This window comes from Nonomuraea sp. N2-4H, assembly GCF_045291505.1.
GTDB lineage: Bacteria > Actinomycetota > Actinomycetes > Streptosporangiales > Streptosporangiaceae > Nonomuraea > Nonomuraea fastidiosa.
This window is the reverse complement of record NZ_CP147987.1, coordinates 5,919,315-5,940,652: the sequence shown is the minus strand read 5'-3', so window position 1 is coordinate 5,940,652 and position 21,338 is coordinate 5,919,315. Positions and strand designations below refer to the sequence as shown.

The following is a 21,338-nucleotide window of genomic DNA, read 5'->3' as shown; positions in this document are numbered from 1 at the left end:
TTCGCAAGGTACTCTGGAAATCTCAACCGAGCAATCGCTTGGTTTGCGGATGTGAGGTGTCATGAAGCTCGGCGTCACGATGTTCGCGACCGACCTGGCCATGCCGGTGCAGGAGCTGGCCAGGGCGGCGGAGGAACGCGGGTTCGACTCGCTCTACCTGCCCGAGCACACCCACATACCCGTCTCGCGGCGCACGCCGTACCCGGGCGCGGCGGACGGCGAGCTGCCCGAGGAGTACAAGCGCACGCTCGATCCGCTCGTCGCCCTGTCCTTCGCCGCCGCCGCGACCACCCGGCTGCGCCTCGGCACCGGCATCCTGCTCGCCGCCCAGCGCGACCCCATCGTCACCGCCAAGGCCATCGCCACACTCGACCTGCTCTCCGGCGGCCGCGTCGTGGTCGGCGTCGGCTTCGGCTGGAACGCCGAGGAGATCGAGAACCACGGCGTCCCGTACCGGCGGCGGCGCGAGATCGCCCGGCGTCACGTCCTGGCCATGCAGGCGCTCTGGCGCGATGAGGTGGCCTCCTTCGAGGGCGCCGAGCCGGCCTGGTCCTGGCCCAAACCGCTCGCCATGCCGCCCGTCTATGTCGGGGGCGCGGCGGGGCCGAAGCTCTTCGCCCACGTCGCCGAGTACGCCGACGGCTGGATGCCCATCGGCGGGCGCGGCATCAAGGCGGCGCTGCCCGCCCTGCGGGAGGCGTGCGAGAAGGCCGGGCGGCCGATGGCGAAGGTGATTCCGTTCGCGACCCTGCCCACCCGCGAGAAGCTCGACTACTTCGCCGGGCTGGGCGTCGAGGAGGCGGTCGCCACGCTGCCCAGCGGCCCCGCCGACCAGGTGCTGCCCGTTCTCGACCGGTACGCCGCACTGCTCCCGTAGCTTCTTCTGGCCGCATGTTCGCTGCGGCCAGGCATAATGGCGGTATATGTCCGAGCTACGTGCCGACGACCCCCGGCAGTTGGGGTCCTACCGGCTGACACGCAGGCTCGGTCAGGGTGGCCAAGGTGTGGTCTACCTCGGCGAATCCCCGCAAGGTCAGCAGGTCGCCATCAAGCTGCTGCACGCCAGCCTCTCCGGCACGCCGGACGCGCGCCGCCGCTTCCTCAGCGAGATCGAGGCGGTACGCCGGGTCGCCGCGTTCTGCACGGCCCAGCTCCTCGACGCCGACCTCGAAGGCACCAGGCCCTACCTGGTGAGCGAATACATCGAAGGCCCCTCGCTGCGCGAGCACGTCGAAACCGAGGGGCCGCGCACGGGCGGCTCGCTCGAACGCCTGGCCATCGGCACCGCCACCGCGCTCGTCGCCATCCACCGCGCCGGCGTCGTGCACCGCGACTTCAAACCGGGCAACGTGCTGCTCGGCATCGACGGGCCCCGCGTCATCGACTTCGGCGTGTCCCGGCTCGTCGACACCGCCGTCACCACCAGCCACATGCCCCTGGGCACGCCCGCGTACATGGCTCCCGAGCGCATGAAGGGCGAACCCGCCGGACCGCCCGCCGACATGTGGGCCTGGGCGCTCACCGTCGCCTACACCGCCAGCGGGCGGCACGCGTACACCGCCGAGACCCACAACGAGGTGCTGGCCCGCGTCCTCTACGGCAAGCCCGACCTCGGCGACCTCGACGGGCGGCTGCGCGAGATCGTCGAAGCCTGCCTGGCCGTCGAGCCCACCGACCGGCCCGACGCCGAAGAGGTGCTGCGCCTGCTGCTCGGGCAGGAGGCCGTCGCCGGCGGGGACGTGCTCACGACCGGCGCCATGGCCGCCGTCGGCGGCAAGGCACTCGGCACGCTGGTACGCCCCGCCACCGCCGTCACCCGCGCCCCCGACGCCGTCGTCGGGATCGGCGCGTCCGAGGCCGAGCCCGGCGTCATCACCGACCCCGACCCCACCACCAGCTTCCCCGCCATCACCCCCGGCCAGGTGGCCGACGCCGACGCCGGTGACCGGCGGCGGCGCGTGCGCCCCTGGCAGGTGGCCGTCGCGTTCGCCGGCCTCCTCATGGGCGTCGCCGGGCTCGTGCTCTACCTGCGCGGCGTCCAGGGCCCGGGGCTGGCCGGCGACTGGACCGGCTCCGCCGAGCACTTCACCGCCGGACGCGTCTTTCCCGTCGAACTCGTCCTCGACGACGACGGCGCCGGGCGCATGCGCTGGGGAGCCGACCTGCACTGCACGGGACGGCTCGTCCCCGAGGGCGGCGGCATGGTCTTCACGCTCCGGGACGTCTCCGGGCGCGAGTGCTACCCCGGCACGCTCCGCATGTTCCCCACCTCCGATGTGAACCAGATGGACATCAAGGTCAACCGCCCAGGTAAGGACGAAGTGACGTATTTCGGCAGGGTCGCGCGTACGTCCTGACCGGCTGTGTCACGGTCCGGATGCGATTGCCCTGCGCACCGTTGACTGTTCGCGGCCCGTTGCCTTCAGTAGGAGGCAGAAGGTGGCGGCGAGGGGAGGCGGCCCCGTGCCAACGGCGCAGCCGCTCAGAACGGGGGACCCTCGGAGACTCGGCGACTACGAGCTCACCGGGCGGCTGGGCGAGGGTGGCCAGGGGGCGGTGTTCCTCGGTTCCAGGGGCGGTCAGAGGTACGCGGTCAAGCTCCTGCACGGGCCCGTCGGCGACGAACGGGCGGCGTTCCTGCGGGAGGTCGAGCTGGCCAAACACGTGGCCAGGTTCTGCACCGCGCAGGTGATCGACGCCGGGTTCGACGAGGGACGGGCGTACATCGTCAGCGAGTACGTCGACGGGCACTCCCTGCACCGCGAAGTCATGCTCACCGGGCCCCGCAGCGGCGGCGCGCTCGAACGCCTCGCCGTCGGCACCGCCACCGCGCTCGTCGCCATCCACCGCGCGGGCATCGTCCACCGCGACTTCAAGCCCCAGAACGTGCTGCTCGGACCCGACGGGCCGCGCGTCATCGACTTCGGCCTGGCCAGGCTGCTCGACGCCGCCGCCACCCTCAGCGGGCGCGGGGTCGGGACGCCCGCGTACATGGCGCCCGAGCAGATCACCGCCTCCGCCGTCACCGGCGCCGCCGACGTCTTCTCCTGGGGCGCCACCATGTGCTTCGCGGCCAACGCCACCGCGCCCTTCGGCCAGGACTCCGTGGCGCCCGTCTTGCACCGCATCCTCACCGCGCCGCCCGAACTCGGGCTCCTCGACGGCCGGTTGCGCACGCTCGTCGCCGCCTGCCTGGAGAAAGACGCCCGTAACCGGCCGACCAGCCGGGAGCTGCTGTTCGAGTTACTGGGGGAGGCGCCGAGGGAGGTGTCGGCCGACGTGCCGGCGGAGGTGCTGCGCTCACCCCCGCCGCCCGTCCTCCGCACGCCTCCCGCTGTGGAGCCCCTGGCGCCCGGGCCGCGTACGGCGGGGGAGGGAGCCGGGCCCGCCGACGCCTCGCCGCCTGCGGAGCCCGCCTCGTCGTGGGGTGCGCCGTCGGCCGAGCCCGCCTCGCCTCTCGCCGAACCCGAGGCGACCGGCACACCCGACGCCTACCACCTCCCGCCCACCACCGACCAGCCCATCGATCACCCTGCTCCTCCCGGAGCCGCGGACCCGCACGCCGGCCACCTCGGCTCCTCCGACCCGCAATACGGCCACCTCGGCTCCTCCGACCCGCATGCCGCCCGTCCCGGCTCTGCCGACTCGCAAGCGGCTCGGCCCGGCTTCTCCGATCCCCGCGCCGGCCGATTCGGGACCTCGGGCTCCTCCTCCCCTTGGGTCGACCATCCCGGAACCTTCGGCACCTCCGACCCATGGGCCGCCGGCCGCCCGTCGGATTCCGGTACGCCCGACCCTGGGGATGCCGGCAGCGCTGCGGATTTTGGAGCGTTCGATCCGTGGGCCGCGAGACGTGGCAGGGACTTCGGCACCGCCTCCGACCTCCGTTCGGCTCATGCCCGCTCACCGATCGCACCCGGTGGGGCCTTACCTCCCGGGGACGGCGCGCTGGGCGGTGACGAGCTTTGGGCCGCCGCGGAGGGTTCGGGCGGCGGAGAGCGTACGAACCGGCGGGGTTGGCCGCGGGCGGCGATGGCCGTGTGCGCGGCGCTGCTGGTGACCGCCGTCGTGCTGCTCGTCGTGATCGTCCCCGCGATGACCCGTACCCCCGCGGGACAGGCAGGTCCGCAGGCGGCCGGCCCGCTCGCCTCGCCGCCGCCCACCACGCCTTCACCCGAGCGCAAGTCGCGAACCGCCACGCCCTCACCGACGAAGGAAACGGAGAGGAAGCAGGTCGAGGGGGCCAGGCGGCCCGCGTACGACCAGCCCTCGGCCGTACGCCCGCCGACGGCGACGGTCCCGTCCCTGGTCGGTCTGAGCAGGGAAGCCGCCGCCAAGGCCGTCCAGCGCGCCGGCCTCGCCGTGGGACGCGTCACCAAGCAGGACTCACCTCGAACGATCGGCCAGGTGCTCTCCAGCACCCCCGCCGCCGGCACCGTCGTGGACCGAGGCAGCACGGTGTCCCTGCGGGTGTCGGCAGGATTGCCCGTGCCTGCGGTGGCGGGCAGGCGGCGCGCCGTCGCCGAAGCGGCCCTGATCGACGCGGGCCTGAAGGTCGGCTCCGTCACCCGGGCCTGCTCTGAGGCACCGGAGGGCACGGTGCTGACCACCCGCCCCAAGGCGGGCCGCCGCGTCGAGGGAGGCACGGCGGTGGCGCTCACGATCTCCCGGCACGGCGCCGCCGTGCCGCCGGTCGTCGGCCGCCCCCGCGACGCCGCCCGCGCCACCCTGGACGCGGCCGGCTTCTCGGTGGTGACGAAGGAACAATCGGTGGACGACGAGTCCCAGGCCGGCATGGTGCTGGCACAGAGCGTCAAGCCGGAGACGTGCGCGAAGCCCGGCAGCCAGGTCGTCATCACGATCGGCGAGCCCGCCCAGACCGGCCCCGACCCCGGCGAATCCCTCGAACCTCCGACCGACCTCTCCGAACCCGACTGACCTCGGCCCACACGGAAGTTCCGTGGAGCCGGCGCGCTCGCCTCATGCACCGCTGCGCCAGGGCAGGTGGCTCACGCCTCCTGCAGGGCGGTGCTGGCGTTCGCCTCTTGCGGCGGCCGCGTTGTGCGGGGTGGGGCCGCGTCTCGTGGTTCCGTACGGGGGCGGGCCCAGGCGTGTGGCTGTCGTCCTTGGGCAGGTGGGGCGTATGAAGGCATTCCTGAAGCTTCTGGTGGCCCGCCGCCTGGCGGCGACCCCTCTCGGCCTGGCCATTCTGGGCGCCGGTTGGATCCTCGGGCGACGCCGCAAGCGCCGCCGCGCCGAGCGCGAGGGGCGGCAGCCCGTGCCGCAGTACGGCCGTACCGCGCAGGAGGCCGCACGGGCCGGACGCCCTTGAACCCGCACTACTGGCACGGGCCGGACGCCCTTGAACCCGCACTACTGATCGCCCGCACCCCCGCCCCGGCACCCTCGTAACCCGCCCCACGAGGTCACACGCGCAGTACGGTGACCGGTCGGCCGGACGGCGTGACCGCCTCCTCGAACGCGCCTCGCTCCGGCCACGGCGGTGCTTCGGGGCGGCGGTCGAAGATGACGAGTTTGCCGGTGGGGAGGGTGAGCCGGTCGAGGTAGCGGTCGAGCTGGGCCAGGCCCTCGGGCAGCGGGTCGTTCTCGCCCGCCCGCCAGACCTTGAGCTCCATGGCCTCGCGCTGCATGAGCCGTTCGCCGTCCGGCCCCTGGTAGGGCCGGCGAATAAGCTGCGCGGGTTCGCGCGGACGAACCGCTCGGTGCGGTCGCCCAGCACCCGGAGAGGACCTCCCGGTAGATGGGGTTGGCGATCTCCAGCGTTCGGGTGTCGCGGATGAGGCCCAGGTCGTGGACGTAGGAGACGGCATGGTCGAAGGCGCTGTCCAGGCCGGGAGCCGCGCCGGCCACGATGGGCTCGATCACGCGCTCGACCCGGGGCTCGTGCAGGCGGGCGACGAGCGAGTCGAGGTGGGTGGCGCGGGCCCGGATCAGCCGCTCCTGGGCATCTTCCACATGGGCGGTGGTGACGGTGCCCTTCAGCCCCATCTCGTGCACGCATTCGTGGGCGAGCGCGTTGACCAGCCACGGCTGGCCCTGGGTCAGCTCGAACACCCGATCGACCGCGTCTTTGGTGAACTCCTGCCCGGTCGCCTCGGTGTGCTGGTCGTACAGCTCGGCGATCTGGTCAGAGGTGAAGTCGCCCATGCGCAGCGATTTGGCGATGATGTCGAACGGACTCGCCGGGTTGACCCGGTCGGGATCACTGCCGGATGCGACCTTGTAATCCCGCACGTCCCGCAGTCCGCACAGCACGATCGATGCGGGGAAAGGGTGGCGCTCCGGACGCGCGTTGTGGCCGTCGCGGAGCTGGCTGAGGATACTGACCATGCTGTTGCCCTGAAGGGCGTCGAATTCGTCCAGGAACAGCACCACCCGGCGCGGGCAGCGGCGGCACCAGGCGCTCAATGCCGCGCCGAACTGAGCGCCAGGAGGGCTCGACGGCCAGGGATCCGGTGGGAGTCACTTCTTCGGCCACCCCGAGCGATTGGCGGCTTCACGCAGGGCGTTGAGCAGCAGGGACTCTGCGGCGGCGTAGTTGTCACCCGCCGCCTTGGCGACTTCGCAGGAGACCATCAGGGCGGCGGTGTCGCCCTCGGCGGTCAGCTCGGCGGCGAGGGTGCGCAGCGACGTGGTCTTGCCGGTCTGCCGAGGGGCGTGCAGGACGAAGTAGCGGTCCTCTCGATAAGCGTGCGGGCCTCGGGGATGCGCGGCACAGGAGGAAGCATGTAGTGGAGTGCCGGGTCGCATGGCCCGGTGGTATTGAAATACTTCGCCCGGGGTAGTCGCATGGTCACATTCTGCCAACAGCTCAGGTCGGGCGGGGTGGATTCCGCTTCCGGCGGAGCGGTCAGTGGTTGCGGCGGTTGCGTTTTCTGGTGGGGCGGTTTCCGCTGCCTGGGCCGGTGCCGGGGATGAGGCGGAGCGGGCGATGGCGGGCGGCGCGCAGCGGCTCGGCGACCAGGACGCGCATTTCCTCCAGGCCGACCGTGTCGTGGTGGCCGGCGTCGAGTACGGCGGTCACCAGATCGTACGCCTCCCGCCCCGCCATCACCTTGAGCTGCTCGATCAGGGGCTGAGGGCCGCCGAGCTCCAGCAGGGTGAGGAAGTTCTCGGCGACGAGCAGCAGGTGCTCGCCGTGCCCGATCGCGGACGGGTCGAGTTCGCCGACGTCCACGAGGTAGGTGAGGGCGGCGGGGCCGAGTACGGGGTCGCGGCGCAGGCCGTGGAGGAGGGCACGGCCGTCGGGCAGGGCTTCGGCGAGCATGTTGAGCATGGCCGCGGCGCGGGTGCGGAACGGGCACTCGCGTACAGCCTGCAACAACGGCTCGATGCCGTGACCCGGCTGGGCCAGCCAGCCGTGGAGTTCGGCGGCGGCGTCGTACGGCGGGTAGTGCTGGGTGAGTACGCCGAGCAGCTCGGCGGCGGAGGCGCCGGCCAGTTCGCCGATCAGCGGGGCGTCGCGGCCGTCGGCCAGCAGGCGTTCGCGTACGGCGCGCTGCCCGAGTGGGGTGAGCCTGGCCAGCAGCAGGTCGGGCTCGGCGAGGCGGGCGCGCAGGCGTTCTGCGGCATCGGGCGGCAGCCCCTGACCGTCGTCATCGATGTAGTCGTCGTGGTCGAGGTCGCTGAGGTAGAGCTCGTCGGCCGGGCCGCGGGTCAGCTCGACGGCGCCCAGGTCGGCGAGGACGTCGAAGGTGCGGGCCAGGTCCTCGGCGAGTCTTCGCCGGGTCTCCATCAGGTCATCGGTGGGCTTCCGTCCGTCGTTCCAGCCGGTGGGGATGCGGTGGTGGTGTTTTCTGCAGGTCAGCCACACCGTTTCCGCGAGGCGGGCCACCGGCATGTCGTCCATGCCGTACAGGGTGTTGAGGAGCCCGGTGAGGAGGTCGGGGAAGAAGAGCGTGAAGGGCGAGGCGGTGGTGCGGCGGATGACGAACGGGCCGAGCGAGGGGAGCGCGTGGAAGGCGCGCCGCCACAGGCCCTCGGGGTCGCGCAGCAGCGGGGCGGTCCTGGCGACCGCGTGCAGGCGGCCCTCGGCGGCACGGACCAGCCGCAGCCGCCTGGCCCAGGCGAGGAGGAGGGCGAGCTGGGGGAGGTCGGCGCTGGAGCGGGCCTGCCCGGCGTCCTCGCCGGTGCCGAGCAGGGCGGTCAGCTCGCGGGCCGCGTCGGCGGGCAGGTCGCCGGTCCCGGTGAGCGCTCGGCCGTCCTCGCCGGCCCAGGTCGTGAGCGCGATGAGGCGTTCGACCGTGGGGCTGCGCGCGGCGGCGGCGGTGAGGTCGGCGGCGGGCGGCAGCGCGATGGGCGGCTGGAGGTGGGCGCGCGGCTCGGCCGGGTCGCGTGCGAAGCCGAGGGGGCCTGGCCTGGTGAGGTGGCCGAGCGCGGCACGGTACTCGGGGGTGGCGCGGGCGATGGCGAGGTCGGCTTCGGCCGGGGTGGCGCCGCGGGGGTCGCGCAGGCCGGTGGCGGTGAGGTAGCCGAGGTAGGTGCGCAGGGTGTCCGGGGCGATGTCGAGGATCTCGCGCGGGGCGACGACGTAGCGGGGGATCCAGCCCAGCAGGTAGCGGCGGATCTGCTTTTCGTCCCAGTACGCGAGCCGCCCGTCGCGGCTGTGGTGCCGGGCGTCGATGGCGGCGCCGACGAGCAGCTCGTCCGCCGGGCGGTCGTGCTCGCCGGCCCAGGTGAGGCAGCGCCGCACCAGCACGGCCTTGGCCGCCTCGAATTCCTCGGCTTCCTCCGGCTCGAACCAGGTACGCACGACCGGACTCCCTGCGGGGTGCGATGGGTGGTCTGGCGTCCCAGTATCGCCGCTGAGACGTTTTCGCGAGGGCTGTTGTGCACAAGCGGTAAGGCGGTCGAGCCGTGCAGGCCCTCCGCGCTAGCCGGCCGTCGAGTCGTGCAGGCCCTTCGCGCGAGCGGGCCAGGCCGTGGAACCGTCACATGACAGCGGTCAGTACGCTCGGGCCGCTTCCAAGAGCGCGGCCCGTACCTGGTCCTCCGGCAGATCCATGGTCTTCACCGCGCCCCACTGCAGCGCCCCCAGCAGTGCCCAGCTCTTCAGCCTCGCCTCGGGGGTGGGGTCGGGGCCGGCGAGCTTGGCGTAGATCTCGTCCCTGAACGTCCTGATCGTGTGGCGTTCGGAGCCGGGCTCGGCGCCCGCGTCGTCGGCGGCGAGATCCTCCATGAACAGCCGGATGACCGATCGGTAGCGCACCGCGAACGTGACGAGCGCCTCGACGAACTCCTCCCTGCTGTCGTACGGGGTGTCGAGCAGCGTCAGCATGTCGGCCGCGACCGGGTCGAGGAGTTCGGCGGCCAGGCGGTCCTTGGGGTGGAAGTGGTAGGCGACGGCCGTCTTGGTGAGGCCGACGGCTGCCGCGATGTCGGCCAGGGAGGTCGCCGCGTAGCCGCGTTCTGCGAAGAGCTCTCTGGCGGCGGCCAGGATCCGCGATCGGGTGTCGTCGGCTGTGGTCATCGTCTCATTTCCCTGCCGGAGACGGCCTAGGGGAAATCCGTCCCCTTATCGTATGTCCTGTACGATCGTACAGGACGGCCGTCGAGTGGGGGCTGAGCGATGACACGGTTGCTGGGACGGCTGGGCGGCTGGTGCGCACGGCACGGCTGGATCGTGCTCGTGACCTGGGTGATCGCCGCCGCGGCGCTGATGGGAGGCAACCTCGCCTTCCCCAGCCCGACCAACAACGACGCCAGCATCCCCGGCACCGACGCGCAGCGCGCCCACGACCTGATGAAGACGGGCTTCGGCGCGGGGTACGCCGCGGGCGGCACCGTCCAGCTCCTCGTCTACTCGCCCGGCGGCTCGCTGATGGAGGACGAGCGCAAAGAGGCCGTGGAGCGGGCGGTCGACCGCCTGCGCACGCAGCCGCACGTCTCCTCCGTGGAGAGCCCGTTCAGGATGGGCGGCATCTCGTCCAACCTGCAGATCGGCCTCATCACCATCCGGCTTGAGGGCAACGACTCCGACAAGATCGCTCAGACCACCCAGGAGCTGTCCAAGGCGGCGGACCCGGCGCGGGAGGCCGGGCTCGAAGTGGTGCCCGCCGACGCCTCGAACCCGGCCGACAAGGAGATCAAGACAGGGCCCAGCGAGGTCATCGGCGTGCTGTGCGCGCTGGTGGTGCTGGTGTTCGCGTTCGGCACGCTGGTCGCCGCCATCATCCCGATCTTCGCCGCGCTGATCAGCGTGGCCTCGGGGCTGGGTGTCATCGGCCTGCTCGGCTGGGTCGTGGACATGCCGAAGCAGGCCGGGATCATGGCCACGATGATCGGCCTCGGCGTCGGCATCGACTACGCGCTGTTCCTGCTGTCGCGGCACCGGAGGCTGCTCGCGCAGGGCGTCCCCGTGGTGGAGTCGGTACGCAGGACCGTCTCCAGCTCCGGCGGCGCGGTGGTGTTCGCGGGCGGCACGGTGATCATCGCGTTGAGCGCGCTGATGCTGGCCGGGTTCCCGCTGCTAGCCACGCTCGGCTGGGTGACCGGCATCTCGGTCGTGGCCGCCGTGCTGACCTCGATCACGCTGGTGCCGGCTCTGCTCGGCCTGCTCGGCCACCGGATCAACGCGCTCAAGGTGCCGTTCCTGCGCGGCTCGGGCTCCGCCGGCTCCGGCTGGGCGGGGCTCGGCTCGTGGGTGGCGCGCATGCCGTGGCGGGTGCTGGTGGCCAGCGCGTTCGTGCTCGGCGCGCTCGCCGCGCCCGCGCTGGGGCTGAAGCTGGGCCCCATCGACGAGGGCTACGGCGACAAGGGCTCGGAGTCGCGCCGGGCGTACGAGCTGATGGCGACCGGCTTCGGCCCCGGCTTCAACGGCCCGCTCATCGTGGTCGCCGAGCTGCCGGAGAAGGTGCCGGACGCCAAGGACCCGCTGGTCAAGGACGTCGTCCGCGAGGTGGAGGACGTCGAGGGCGTCAAGTACGTCAGCGACCCCAAGGTCAACGAGGACGGCCGGTCGGTGCTGGTGCAGGCCATCCCCGAGTACGCGCCCAGCGACGAGCGCACCGCCGAGGTCGTCAGGGACGTCCGCGCGATCGACCTGCCGGGCGTGCAGGTGCACGTGGGCGGCAAGGTCGCGGGCCTGACCGACGCGGGCGACCGGATGACCGAGCGCACCCCGCTGGTCATCGGCGTCGTGGTGGGGCTTAGCGCGCTGCTGTTGCTGCTGGCCTTCCGCGCGCCCGTCGTGGCGATCAAGGCGGCGGTGATGAACCTGGTGTCGCTCGGCGCCGCGTTCGGCGCGCTGGCGCTGGTGTTCTCGTTCGGGCTCGGCACCGGGCTCGTCGGCATGGACCCGCCGGCCAGCTCCTCGTACGTGCAGACGATCTTCTTCTCGGTGCCCATCGAGAGCTACGTGCCGCTGATGCTGTTCGCGGTGCTGTTCGGGCTGTCGATGGACTACGAGGTGTTCCTGCTGACGGCGGTGCGGCAGTCGTACCTGCGGCACGGGGACAACGCGCGGGCGGTGGCCGAGGGGCTCGGCTCGACCGGGCGGGTCATCACGTCGGCGGCGCTGATCATGGTGGCGGTGTTCACGGCGTTCATCGCCTACCCGGACTCGCTGGTCAAGACGTTCGGCGTGGGCCTCGCGGTGGCGATCGCGGTGGACGCCACGATCATCCGCGGGTTCCTGGTGCCGGCCACGATGGTGCTGCTCGGCCGGCTCAACTGGTGGTGCCCGCGCTGGCTCGACCGGCTGCTGCCGAACCTGTCGGTGGAGGGCCACGAGGAGGACGACGAGGAGCCGGTGGCCGAGCGGCGCGAGCCGGTCACGACGGGCGTCTGAGCCTCAGTCGAAGTCCAGCAGGTCGCAGGCGGGCACCCAGCCGATGACGCCGGTGGTGGCGTTGTGTCCGTGGTGCCAGAGCGTGGTCTCGTACGGGCCGCACCGGTACGGCTCGTGCTCCTCCTCGCGGTTGGATGCGAACCCCTCGCCGGGCCGGCCGAGCCCGTGGGGCCGCGCCCCCGCCCTCGGCTCGGACCAGATGACGACCTCGGGGGCGGCGAAGTCGTACACGGGCCTGGCGCTGGAGGGCAGCGTGAGCAGAGCGGTCAGAGCCGCGGATCCGAAGTCCACGCACTGACAGTAGCGGGACTGTCGCTCACCGTTCCAGCGGCTTGCCGTGGCGTCGCCAGGTGAGGAAGCCGCCGTCCAGCGGGCGGGCCGAGCGGCCGTGATCGCGCAGCACGCGTACGGCCTCGGGCGAGACCACGCAGTACGGCCCGCCGCAGTAGGCCACGATCTCCGCCGATGCCGGCAGCTCGTCCAGCCGCTCGCGCAGCTCGGCCATGGGCACCGAGATCGCCCCTGGGACGTGCCCGGCCGCGTAGTCGGCGGCCGAGCGTACGTCGAGGACGACCGTGCCGGGGTCGGACAGCCGCGAGGCGAGCTCGTCGGCCGTCACGCCCTCCAGGTCGCCGAGCCGATCGCGGACGGCGGAGCGCAGGTCGGCCAGCCGCTCGCCGGCGAACGCCTCGAACGCGCCGAGGAAGCGCGAGACGCTCTCGTCGGCCAGCCGGTAGTAGATCCGCGTGCCCTCGCGGCGGCTGGTGACCAGGTTGGCCGCGCGCAGCTGCTGGAGCTGCGCCGAGGTGTTCTTCAGTGGCACGCCGGCCGCCCGCGCCAGCTCCTCGACCGTGCGCTCGCGCTGGTCGAGGACGTCGAGCAGGTGCAGCCTGACAGGGCTCGCCAGGACCTTGCCGACGCGGGCGAGCTGCTCGTAGATCGGCTCTTCTGCGAACATCAGACCATGTACTGGTCGTGGCGCAGGTAGACGTCGGTCCACTCCTCGGGGGTGAGCTGCCGGCCGCTGGCGGCGATCTCGGCCAGCTCTTCGAAGTAGCCCTCCCGCGGCGCGCCCGGCGTGAACAGGATGAGCATCGAGGCCGGCTCGCCCGACTCGTTGCGGAAGGCGTGGATGCCGCCCTCCGGCACGAACAGGAAGTCGCCCGGCTTGCCGTCCACCCACTTGTCGCCGTTGTACAGCTTGATCGTGCCCGACAGCACGTAGAACGACTCGGTCATCGTGCGGTGGAAGTGCGGGTCGGGGCCCGACGGCTTGCCGCTCATCTCCCAGCGGTAAAGGCCGTACGCACCGTTCGTGCTGCCGCCGGTGGCGAGGTAGTGCACCTTGGTGCCGCCCTCACCGCCGATGATCAGGTCGGGCGCCTGGCCGGCGAGCTTCACCACACCACTGGCCTCGCCGTGTTCGCCGAGGTAACGGGGCTCGGGGTAAGACATCAACGCCTCCTCTAGTGTTCTAAGGAAGCTTAGAATAACGCGGGCGGTTGGCCGGCCTGCCGAGCTGTTCGGCCTCGCCGGTCTTCGGGCCCGGCGGCACCGGTCCCGCTCCGGCGTCGATGACCGCGCGCAGGTAGCGTAACGGCCCCTGCTGAGCTGGTCGGGCGTGTTCAGGCTCTTGGCGAGCCGGAGCGGCGGTTCCGCCCGCCGGGCGCCCGTCCGGCTCCGCCGCGCGGCGCCCGGTTCAGAAGGTGATCACGGTACGCGCCACCGCGCCCTCGCGGACGTGGGCGATCGCCTCGTTGATCCGTTCGAGCGGTAGCCGCTCGCTGATCAGGCCGTTGAGGTCGAGCCGGCCGCGTACGTACTGCTCGGCCAGCATGGGCAGGTCGCGGTGCGGCGAGGCGTCGCCGCCCTGGGTGCCCATGAGGCGGCGGGAGGCGAACAGCAGGCCGGTGTCCAGCTCCATCGGGTGGCCTCGGGGACGACGGCGTACTCGGCGAACGAGCCGATGCCGATGAACCTGCGCACCTCGGTGCCGTCCATGGTGACGCGGGGCAGGCCGCCCATGATGATCGGCAGGCGGCCGGGGCTCGCGCAGAGGTGGAAGCGTCCCGCCTGGCAGGGGCCGCAGTGGCCGCAGGGGCCGTTCATGGCGATGATGACAATGGTCGCCCGGCTCGGCGGCGCTCTCCACCACGCCCGCGCTCTCGTGGCCGAGGATGAACGGCAGGCGGCCGGCCACGGGGCTCTTGCCGTCGATGGCCTTGAGGTCGGAGCCGCGCACGCCGGACGCCTTGACGCGCACCCGCACCTCGCCTGGGCCCGGGTCGGCGATCTCGACCTCGCGCAGCTCCAGAGGGGCGTGGAACTCGGTCAGCACGGCCGCGCGCATCCGCATGCGCCACACGGTAACCGCGCCCACTCCTGCGAGCAAGCGGTTGCTCGGTGTGCCTATTGGCGGCCCTGGCAGCCGTATCCGCGCCGACCTGCGGCTGGGCGTTCGCCGCCGGGCCGCCCGCGGCGTTCCGCGACGACCCGGTGGTCAGGGCCGCCTACCTGGGATGATCGGCCCTCAGGAGCGGCGCTCGGTGAAGTCGAGGATGCGCCGCCAGGCGTCCTGGCAGGCATCGGCCCACTCCGCGTACGAGCGGTCGAAGAAGGAGTGCGGCGCGCCCTCGTACACGTGCTTCTCGTACGGGGTGCCGACCCGGTCGAGCGCGGCCTCGTACGCGGCGAACTGCTCCGGCGTCGAGACCGTGTCGGCGCCGCCCAGCAGCATCAGCAGCGGCGCGCCGGGACCCGACTCCGGCGGGTCGATGAAGCGCAGGGCGCCGTAGAAGCCGATGCCGCCCGCCAGGCCGTTGCCCTCGGCGGCCTGCCGCCACGACTGGGCCCCGCCCAGGCAGAAGCCCACCGTGAACACCGGGCCGTCCAGGGCCTGCGTGGCCGCCAGCGCGTCGGCCCTGACGTGGTCGTTGGTGAGCTTGCCGACGTGCGGGCCGAAGTCGAAGTCGTCGCCGCGGTCGCCGATGCCCGCCGTACGGCCGAAGTAGTCGATCGCGATCGTCTTGAAGCCCGCCTCGGCGAAGCGCACCGCGAGGTCGCGGTAGTACGGGTGCAGGCCGCGGACGTCCGGCAGGATCACCATGCTCCGCCCGTTCGGCTGCGCCGGCTCGGCGCGGTAGGCGAGGAAGCGGTTGCCGTCGGCGGCCGTCAGCTCGATCTGCTCGTGCGCCGACACCTCGCCCTGCACGGGCGGGGCCGGCGGCCTGCTGTCAGTGGAGTGGCACATGATCTACAGAATGCCCGAGCGCCGCCGCCGGATGCCGCACCACCCCAGGCCCCGCGCGCGGGCGTCTCGCCGAACGGCGGGATCGCGGCCGGTAATCGCCGCCGCGTGGCGGTTGTGCGGCGATGGCCCGCGCACCCACCATCGAAGGACCGGTAACACCCGCCCGTGGAAGGACAAGCCCATGGCGCATCACCCCAACCTGGACCCCGAGCTGCGTGCCGGGGTCGAGCAGGCCGCGCAGATGGCGGAGATCGACCTCGCCTCGCTGTCGTACGAGGCGCTGGCCGAGCACCGGGCGCAGCTCAACGCCATGCTGGCCGCGGCGCCCCGGCCCGACACCACGGTCTCCATCGAGGACAGGCTCGTCCCCGGCCCCGCCGGCGCGCCGGACGTCCGGCTGCGCGTCTACCGGCCGGCCGAGGCGGCCGAGAACCGGCCCGCGCTCTACTGGATCCACGGCGGCGGCATGATCATCGGCAAGCCGGAGATGGACGATGGGATCATCGTCGAGTACGTCGAGCGGCTCGGCCTGGTCGCCGTCTCCGTCGACTACCGGCTCGCGCCCGAGCACCCGCACCCCGCGCCCGTCGAGGACTGCTACGCCGGCCTGGCCTGGACCGTCAAGAACGCCGCCGAGCTGGGCATCGACCCGTCCAGGGTGGCGGTGGGCGGGGCCAGCGCGGGTGGGGGGCTGGCCGCCGCCACCGTGCTGCTCGCCAGGGACCGCGGCGGCCCCGACGTGGCCTTCCAGCTCCTGGTCTGCCCCATGCTCGACGACCGCAACGTCACGCCGTCCAGCCACGAGTTCACCGACGCCGTGGTGTGGCCCAGGTCGGCCAACCTCTACGGGTGGAAGGCGCTGCTCGGCGACCGGATGGGCACCGACGACGTGCCCCCGTACGCCGCGCCCGCCCGCGCCACCGACCTGTCCGGGCTGCCGCCCGCGTTCGTGGACGTGGGGGAGCTGGAGGTCTTCAGGGACGAGTGCATCGGCTACGCCCAGCGGCTGGCCCAGGCCGGGGTCTCGACCGAGTTCCACCTGTATCCGGGGGCGTTCCACGGCTTCGACATGATGGTGCCCGACGCCGGGCTGAGCAGGCGGGCGCGGGCGGCCAGGGAGGCCGCGCTCCAGCGCGCCTTCGGCATCTGAGATCATTCCTTCGTGCGAGGGCACCCGCCTGGTGTGGGGCGGGTGCCCTCGCCTTTTTCTGACGTTCCGGAAATGGCGGGCTTTCGGCGCACATAGGGATAGGTGTCCGTGTCAATCGTCTGCTGAGGAGATATGCCATGGGGACCGCCCGTGGATGACGAGCGGCTGGCCAGATTCGAGGCCGTCTATGAGCTGGCCTACGGCAGGATCACCGCCTACGCCGTACGCCGCTGCGACTCCCCGCAGGACGCCGCCGACGTGGTGGCGGAGACCTTCACCATCGCCTGGCGGCGGGTGGCCGAGCTGCCGGAGGGCGAGGAGGCCGTCCTGTGGCTGTACGGGGTCGCGCGCAAGGTGCTGGCCAACCACTTCCGCGGTGACAACCGGCGCAGGGCGCGCACGGCCGAGCTCGACGCCGAACTGGCCGATCTGTACGGGCACTCCCCGGACACCGAGGTCGAGCTGGACGCGATCCGGCGGGCGTTCATGAGCCTGCCCGACGACGACAGGGAGCTGCTGTCCCTGGTCGCCTGGGAGGGGCTGGAGCGCGAGGAGATCGCCAAGGTGCTGGGGCTGTCGCGCAACGCCGTACGGATCAGGCTGTACCGGGCCCGCAGGAGGCTGTCGCGTGCACTCGCCGCCGGCGGCGTGCACGTGGCCGCACCCGGCCGCCGCCCGGCTCCGGCCATGGCTTCTGCGGAGGGGGCCGCTGTGGAGGGATCGCAGGGAGGAGCGCTGTGAGGAACGTCGACGAGATCGAGGCGATCAAGCCGCTGGCCCGGATCGCGCCCGGTGGCTCGGGTGGTGAGCCGTCCGGCGCGGGGGCACGGGCGCTGCTGGCCGAGATCACCGCGCAGGAGCCGGATGCGAGGCCGCACAGGGCGCGGCGTCTTCCGCTCAAGCGGCCGGTGTTCGGGCTGGCCGCCGCCGTCGCGCTCGCGGCCGGCGCCGTCGTGGCCCCGATCGTGCTGGGGGACCGCGCGCCCAGCTCGTACGCCGTGGAGATGGACGACGGGATGGTGACGATCCGGATCCGCGACTTCGACGACGCGGCCGGGCTTGAGCGGCGGCTGCGCGAGCTGAACGTCCCCGCGATGGTGGACTTCGTCCCCCAGGGCATGATGTGCAGGGAACCGCGCGGAAAGATGGTGGAGAACATCCCCCGCGGCCTCTACAGCCTGCCGGAGAACATTCCGGGCGAGCGGGACGGCTGGCAGATGCGCATCAACACGAGACTGTTCGGCCCCGGCCAGACGTTCGTCTGGACGATCAGCGGCAAGGGCGGCACGACCACCACGCACCTGATGGAGGGGCCCATCGCGCCCTGCGAGCCCGTCCCCGCGCCGAAGCCGTCGATCATCACCGAGCCGGAGTTCCGCCTCGCGACCGCCGAGGGCCGCTCACTTGAGGGCCTGCGCGTGGACGAGAAGACCGTCGGCGAGGTCCTGCCCGAGCTGCGCAGACGCGGCAAGGAGGTGGTGTTCGCGATCATCAGCGTGCCCCCGGGGAACCCCGGCGGGTTCGGCATCGTCCGCACCCAGAAGGAGCCGGTCGGCGACCACTGGGTCGTCTGGGAGGCCGAGGAGAACGCCGAGGGGGTGATCCGCCTGCTCGTGACCGAGCGCCGCCTGGACAAGAACCCCGTCTACGGCGGCCCCCGGGATGCCGTCATCAACGACTGACCGGCCGCGCCGGCCCCGGCGTTCACAGCAGGTGGCCGCCGGGGCCGGCGGCTCAGACCGGCGAGGCGCCGGGGCGGTGGTGGCCGGCTCCGGTGTTGGCGAGCAGGCGCAGGAGTGCCAGGGCCAGGTGGGCGCGCAGCCGTCCGGACGGCTCCGCGGGCGAGAAGCCCAGCACGCTCTCCGCCCGCGCCACCCGGGCGGCCAGCGAGCTGTGGTGCAGGTGCAGGGCCGCGGCCGCGCCCCTGATCGAGCCCGCCTGGCACAGGGCGCGGATCGCCTGGAGCGACTCATCGCTGAGGCGGGACATCGCGCGTACGTCGTCCAGCTCGGCGATCGCCTGCGCGGGCAGGTCGGCGAAGAGCGCCAGCGCGCCCAGCTCCGACCAGCGGATCACCCGGTCGTGGGGGCCGGTGAAGCGCAGCGCCGTACGGGCTCCCGCCCACGACTCGGCCGCCCGCGCGCCGGGCAGCTCGGGCCCCACCCCCACCCGGGCGCTGCCGCCGGCCGCCGTGAGCGTCTCCAAGCGCAGGCCGAGCACGTCCGGCCCCGCGCTTTGTGCGCCGGTGGGCGTCGTGACCTGGGGGACGGTGGGCGTGACCAAGACCGCCTGGATGTCGCCGATCGTGGCGGTGCGTACGTGGTGGCCCATCGCGCGCAGCCCGGCGGCGGGCCCCGCCTCCGCTTTGCGGGAGTGTTCTCCCTCCGGGGCAGGGAGCGCGACCGCCAGGGCGTGGAGCGGCGCGGCCGGGTCGAAGCCGAGCAGGCGCAGCGCGCGGGCCCGCTCGGCGTCGCCGGTCTCGGCCGACAGCACCAGCTCGACCAGCGCCGGATCCTGGCCCGCGCGCACGAGTGCGGCGGCACGTTCCAAGGTGACCTCGGCCGCGGCGGCGTAGCGTTCGAGCACGATCTCGTCGAGCCCGTGCGGCGGCCCCTCGCGCTCCATCCAGACGGCGCCGAGCCCGCAGGCGAGCCGCCGCACCGGGGCCTCGGCATCCGGTGCGGCGGCGCGGGAGTCGGTGCGGCCGTCGGGGGTGGCGCGGGTGCGGCGGCCGGTGGCCGCGTCGTACAGGCCGACCGGGCACTGCGTGAGCCGGGCCGTGGCCGTGATCAGCGTGGGCACGGTCACGTGGTCGCGCACGAGGGAGTCGAAGTAGGCGATGACCCGCACCGCGCTCTCGGCGTCGGCGTCGAGCGTGGACAGGCGCAGCAGCAGTCCCTGCACGATGCCCAGCGTAACCTGGCCGGATCACCAAGCGTGCGCTAGGTCGATTCCGTGGATCTCGCCTTCTCCCGGCCGAGCGGGACTTCCGCGCCGAGTTCGCGACTGGCTGAGCACCCACGTGCCGGGCCCGCTGCCGTCCATGGACACCCCCGAGGGCTTCGCCCGCCGGAGCACCGGAGGCGGAGACGTACCGGCTGCACACCTACGCGACCGCCCGCAGGATTGCCGCGCACTGCCCGCCCGCCGCGCTGCGCACCGAACGGCGGCCCGGATGGAAGCAGCTCGCCGGGCTCGGGTTCTTCGGCTCGCTGCTGCCGCCCGAGGACGGCGGGCTGGGGCTGCGGCTCATCGACGTGCTGCCCGCGCTGGAGGAGACCGGGCGGGCCTGCCTGCCCGGGCCGGTCGCGGAGACCGCGGCCGTGGCGGCGGCTCTGCGGGCGGGCACCGTGGCGACCGCCCGCGCCGCCGGTCGTGTGGTCCGGCCGCGCGCGCCGCCGGTCGTGTGGTCCGGCCGCGCGCGCCGCCGGGCGTCGTAGTCTCGCCGCGGGCCTGGCGCGGATGAGACCTGTCTGGGCGCTCGCGTCAGCGGGCCGTGGCCCGGATGGAGACCTGCCTGGGCGCTCGCGTCAGCGGGTGGTGGCGCGGTGGCGGCCGACCGTGCGGCGGGTCGGCTCCTCCTCCGTGGTGGTGCGGCGGTGGCGGCGGCCACGGGGCGGAGCGTCGGTGTAGGGGAACGCCGGATGCTCGTCCGAGTTACGGCGACGGCGGCGGCCACGGTAGGTGGTCGCCGGCTCCGAGGCGGTGAGCAGACCACCTGCGCGCCCGGGCCGGGCAGGCGGAGCGAACGCGTCGAACTCGCTGGTCGCGCCGGGGATGACGATGCGCTCGAACGTGCTCGTGTCCACCACGCGCTCCAGCGGGCCCGTGTCGAGCACGACCTCCAGCGGGCCCGTCTCGTCCGTGAACCGGTACCGGGACCTGTCGAAGTCGGGCTCGTACGGCGCGGCCAGGAAGGCGGGCTCGTAGGGGGCGGCGTCGCGCCGGGCGCTCAGAGGCTCGAAAGCTCCCCGGCTCTGCGGCACGGCGTCGGTGGTCAGGTCGAACGGCCGGATCTCCAGCGGCATCCTGCGGTGCCTGGCGTGCCGCGCGCCGTGCCGCAGCGCGTCGCGGGCCGCCTCCCTCGCGGCCGCTTCCCTGGCAGCGGCGTGGCGGGCCGCTGCTTCGCGTGCGGCGGCCTCACGTGCGGCGATACGGCGGGCGGCCTCCCTGGCGGCGGCGTGCTGTGCGGCCTCACGCGCCGCCGCCTCCCTCGCGGCGGCTTGCCGGGCGGCCTCCCGGGCGGCGGCCTCCCTGGTCGCGGCGTGACGCGCGGCGTTCCGCGCGGTGGCGTGGCGGGCCCTGCCCCGGCCGGCGTGCCGGGCCGAGTCCCTGCCGGTCCCGCGCCTGGACCCCTCCCACACGTCTCCGGTCTGCGGCAGGCCGGGCCGGTCGCCGTCGGAGGAGTAGCCGTCCGACCCGAACCCGCCCCGGCCACGCACCCCGCCACCGGACCACGCCGCGCCTTCGGACGCGCCGGAGAACGGCCGGGTCGAGCCATCGGACCACGCCGCGCCTTCGGACGCGCCGGAGAACGGCCGGGTCGAGCCACCGGACCCGGGCGCGCCGACGCGCGCGCCGCCCATGGCGGTGACGTCCGGCCCCGTCCTGCCGAGCCGGCCGCCGCCCATCGCGGTCATGTCCGCGCCGTCGGAGCCCATCGCGGCGATGCCGCCGGACCTCGTGCTGGGCGCGGCGGTGACCGGCCAGGCCATGGGGTCGGTGGTCTCCGGCATGGGCCAGGCCATGCCGCCCGTACCGGAACCCGAGGACGCCCCCACGGCCTGGAGCACCGCGCCTGAGGAGGCTCCCGCTGCCTGCAGCGCCGCGCCGGAGGAGGCCGCGACGGTCCGCAGCGCCGGGTCCGCGGTGGCGCCGGCGGTCTGGAGCGCCGGGGTCGCGTCCGCGGTGGCCGCGGCGGCGGTGAGCGAGCGCAGGGCGGCGGCGGTGGCCAGGCGCTCGGGGGTCTCGGGCAGGTCGAGCACGGTGCGGCGTTCCGCGATGACCGGGACCGGCGCCTTCCTGCTGCGACGGCGGCGCCCCTTGGCGCGCGACGGGCGGGCCGGCTTGGCGGGCGTCGCGGCCATGGCGGCGGCCGAGCGCATCCGGCGGGTCTTGGCCACGGCGAG

Annotated in this window: 20 protein-coding genes and 1 pseudogene; 9 read left to right on the top strand and 12 right to left on the bottom strand. The window is 73.4% G+C overall.

What is annotated here, in order from left to right:
- Positions 1-61: 61 nt before the first annotated feature.
- The 4 genes from WBK31_RS27190 to WBK31_RS27175 all read left to right on the top strand — a co-directional run bounded on the left by WBK31_RS27190 (position 62) and on the right by WBK31_RS27175 (position 5,332).
- Positions 62-877 carry a TIGR03619 family F420-dependent LLM class oxidoreductase gene (locus WBK31_RS27190; protein ID WP_364069908.1) on the top strand — a complete coding sequence of 272 codons (816 nt, stop codon included), beginning with the start codon at positions 62-64 and terminating at the stop codon, positions 875-877.
- Positions 878-923: 46 nt separating this feature from the next.
- Positions 924-2,357 (top strand): serine/threonine-protein kinase, encoded by a 1,434-nt coding sequence (locus WBK31_RS27185; protein ID WP_364069906.1) that lies wholly within the window; start codon positions 924-926, stop codon positions 2,355-2,357.
- A 106-nt stretch (positions 2,358-2,463) separates the two neighbouring features.
- Positions 2,464-4,938, top strand: coding sequence for a protein kinase domain-containing protein (locus tag WBK31_RS27180; RefSeq protein ID WP_364069904.1), 2,475 nt, complete (start codon positions 2,464-2,466; stop codon positions 4,936-4,938).
- Between the two features lie 205 nt (positions 4,939-5,143).
- The gene (locus WBK31_RS27175) at positions 5,144-5,332 is read left to right on the top strand and encodes a DUF6203 family protein (RefSeq protein WP_364069902.1); all 189 of its coding nucleotides are present in this window, start codon (positions 5,144-5,146) and stop codon (positions 5,330-5,332) included.
- 41 nt (positions 5,333-5,373) lie between these two features.
- Here the strand turns inward: WBK31_RS27175 and WBK31_RS27170 are convergent, their stop codons facing one another.
- The 4 genes from WBK31_RS27170 to WBK31_RS27155 form a co-directional block, all read right to left on the bottom strand.
- Positions 5,374-6,396 (bottom strand): hypothetical protein, encoded by a 1,023-nt coding sequence (locus tag WBK31_RS27170; RefSeq protein WP_406673395.1) that lies wholly within the window; start codon positions 6,394-6,396, stop codon positions 5,374-5,376.
- An 87-nt stretch (positions 6,397-6,483) separates the two neighbouring features.
- Entirely contained in the window at positions 6,484-6,771 is a 288-nt protein-coding gene (locus tag WBK31_RS27165) for a hypothetical protein (protein ID WP_406673394.1), read from the bottom strand.
- Between the two features lie 100 nt (positions 6,772-6,871).
- Complete coding sequence (locus WBK31_RS27160; RefSeq protein WP_406673393.1) at positions 6,872-8,773, bottom strand: hypothetical protein; 1,902 nt, start codon at positions 8,771-8,773, stop codon at positions 6,872-6,874.
- 192 nt (positions 8,774-8,965) lie between these two features.
- A complete protein-coding gene (locus tag WBK31_RS27155) occupies positions 8,966-9,490 on the bottom strand; it encodes a TetR family transcriptional regulator (RefSeq protein ID WP_364069894.1) in 525 nt (174 codons plus the stop codon).
- Positions 9,491-9,589: 99 nt separating this feature from the next.
- On the opposite strand from WBK31_RS27155, the gene WBK31_RS27150 reads away from it, so the two are divergent.
- Positions 9,590-11,809, top strand: a complete 2,220-nt coding sequence (locus WBK31_RS27150) for an MMPL family transporter (RefSeq protein WP_364069892.1) — start codon at positions 9,590-9,592, stop codon at positions 11,807-11,809.
- 3 nt (positions 11,810-11,812) lie between these two features.
- On the opposite strand, the gene WBK31_RS27145 is transcribed toward WBK31_RS27150, so the two are convergent.
- From WBK31_RS27145 to WBK31_RS27120, 6 genes and pseudogenes are all read right to left on the bottom strand, one after another.
- On the bottom strand, positions 11,813-12,100 hold the full coding sequence (locus tag WBK31_RS27145) for a hypothetical protein (protein WP_364069890.1): 288 nt from the start codon (positions 12,098-12,100) through the stop codon (positions 11,813-11,815).
- Between the two features lie 25 nt (positions 12,101-12,125).
- Positions 12,126-12,767, bottom strand: coding sequence for a metalloregulator ArsR/SmtB family transcription factor (locus WBK31_RS27140; protein WP_364069888.1), 642 nt, complete (start codon positions 12,765-12,767; stop codon positions 12,126-12,128).
- Positions 12,767-13,264, bottom strand: a complete 498-nt coding sequence (locus tag WBK31_RS27135) for a cupin domain-containing protein (protein ID WP_406673392.1) — start codon at positions 13,262-13,264, stop codon at positions 12,767-12,769. The genes WBK31_RS27140 and WBK31_RS27135 overlap by 1 nt, the downstream gene beginning before the upstream one ends.
- A gap of 333 nt (positions 13,265-13,597) precedes the next feature.
- The gene (locus WBK31_RS27130) at positions 13,598-13,918 is read right to left on the bottom strand and encodes a hypothetical protein (protein WP_406675533.1); all 321 of its coding nucleotides are present in this window, start codon (positions 13,916-13,918) and stop codon (positions 13,598-13,600) included.
- 88 nt (positions 13,919-14,006) lie between these two features.
- A pseudogene (locus WBK31_RS27125) lies at positions 14,007-14,159 on the bottom strand (alcohol dehydrogenase); the annotation flags it as partial.
- A 180-nt stretch (positions 14,160-14,339) separates the two neighbouring features.
- Positions 14,340-15,059 (bottom strand): dienelactone hydrolase family protein, encoded by a 720-nt coding sequence (locus WBK31_RS27120; RefSeq protein WP_406673391.1) that lies wholly within the window; start codon positions 15,057-15,059, stop codon positions 14,340-14,342.
- Positions 15,060-15,240: 181 nt separating this feature from the next.
- On the opposite strand from WBK31_RS27120, the gene WBK31_RS27115 reads away from it, so the two are divergent.
- From WBK31_RS27115 to WBK31_RS27105, 3 genes are all read left to right on the top strand, one after another.
- Positions 15,241-16,209, top strand: coding sequence for an alpha/beta hydrolase (locus WBK31_RS27115; protein WP_364069878.1), 969 nt, complete (start codon positions 15,241-15,243; stop codon positions 16,207-16,209).
- A gap of 150 nt (positions 16,210-16,359) precedes the next feature.
- Positions 16,360-16,950 (top strand): RNA polymerase sigma factor, encoded by a 591-nt coding sequence (locus WBK31_RS27110; RefSeq protein WP_378786970.1) that lies wholly within the window; start codon positions 16,360-16,362, stop codon positions 16,948-16,950.
- On the top strand, positions 16,947-17,891 hold the full coding sequence (locus WBK31_RS27105; protein ID WP_364069874.1) for a hypothetical protein: 945 nt from the start codon (positions 16,947-16,949) through the stop codon (positions 17,889-17,891). Before WBK31_RS27110 ends, WBK31_RS27105 begins: the two co-directional genes overlap by 4 nt.
- Before the next feature lie 52 nt (positions 17,892-17,943).
- Here WBK31_RS27105 and WBK31_RS27100 read toward each other — a convergent pair whose 3' ends face one another.
- On the bottom strand, positions 17,944-19,113 hold the full coding sequence (locus WBK31_RS27100) for a helix-turn-helix domain-containing protein (RefSeq protein WP_364069872.1): 1,170 nt from the start codon (positions 19,111-19,113) through the stop codon (positions 17,944-17,946).
- A gap of 194 nt (positions 19,114-19,307) precedes the next feature.
- On the opposite strand from WBK31_RS27100, the gene WBK31_RS27095 reads away from it, so the two are divergent.
- Positions 19,308-19,649: an acyl-CoA dehydrogenase family protein gene (locus tag WBK31_RS27095; RefSeq protein ID WP_406675532.1), complete on the top strand. Its 342-nt coding sequence runs from the start codon at positions 19,308-19,310 to the stop codon at positions 19,647-19,649.
- A gap of 90 nt (positions 19,650-19,739) precedes the next feature.
- On the opposite strand, the gene WBK31_RS27090 is transcribed toward WBK31_RS27095, so the two are convergent.
- Positions 19,740-21,332: a hypothetical protein gene (locus WBK31_RS27090; protein ID WP_378786974.1), complete on the bottom strand. Its 1,593-nt coding sequence runs from the start codon at positions 21,330-21,332 to the stop codon at positions 19,740-19,742.
- Positions 21,333-21,338: the final 6 nt, after the last annotated feature.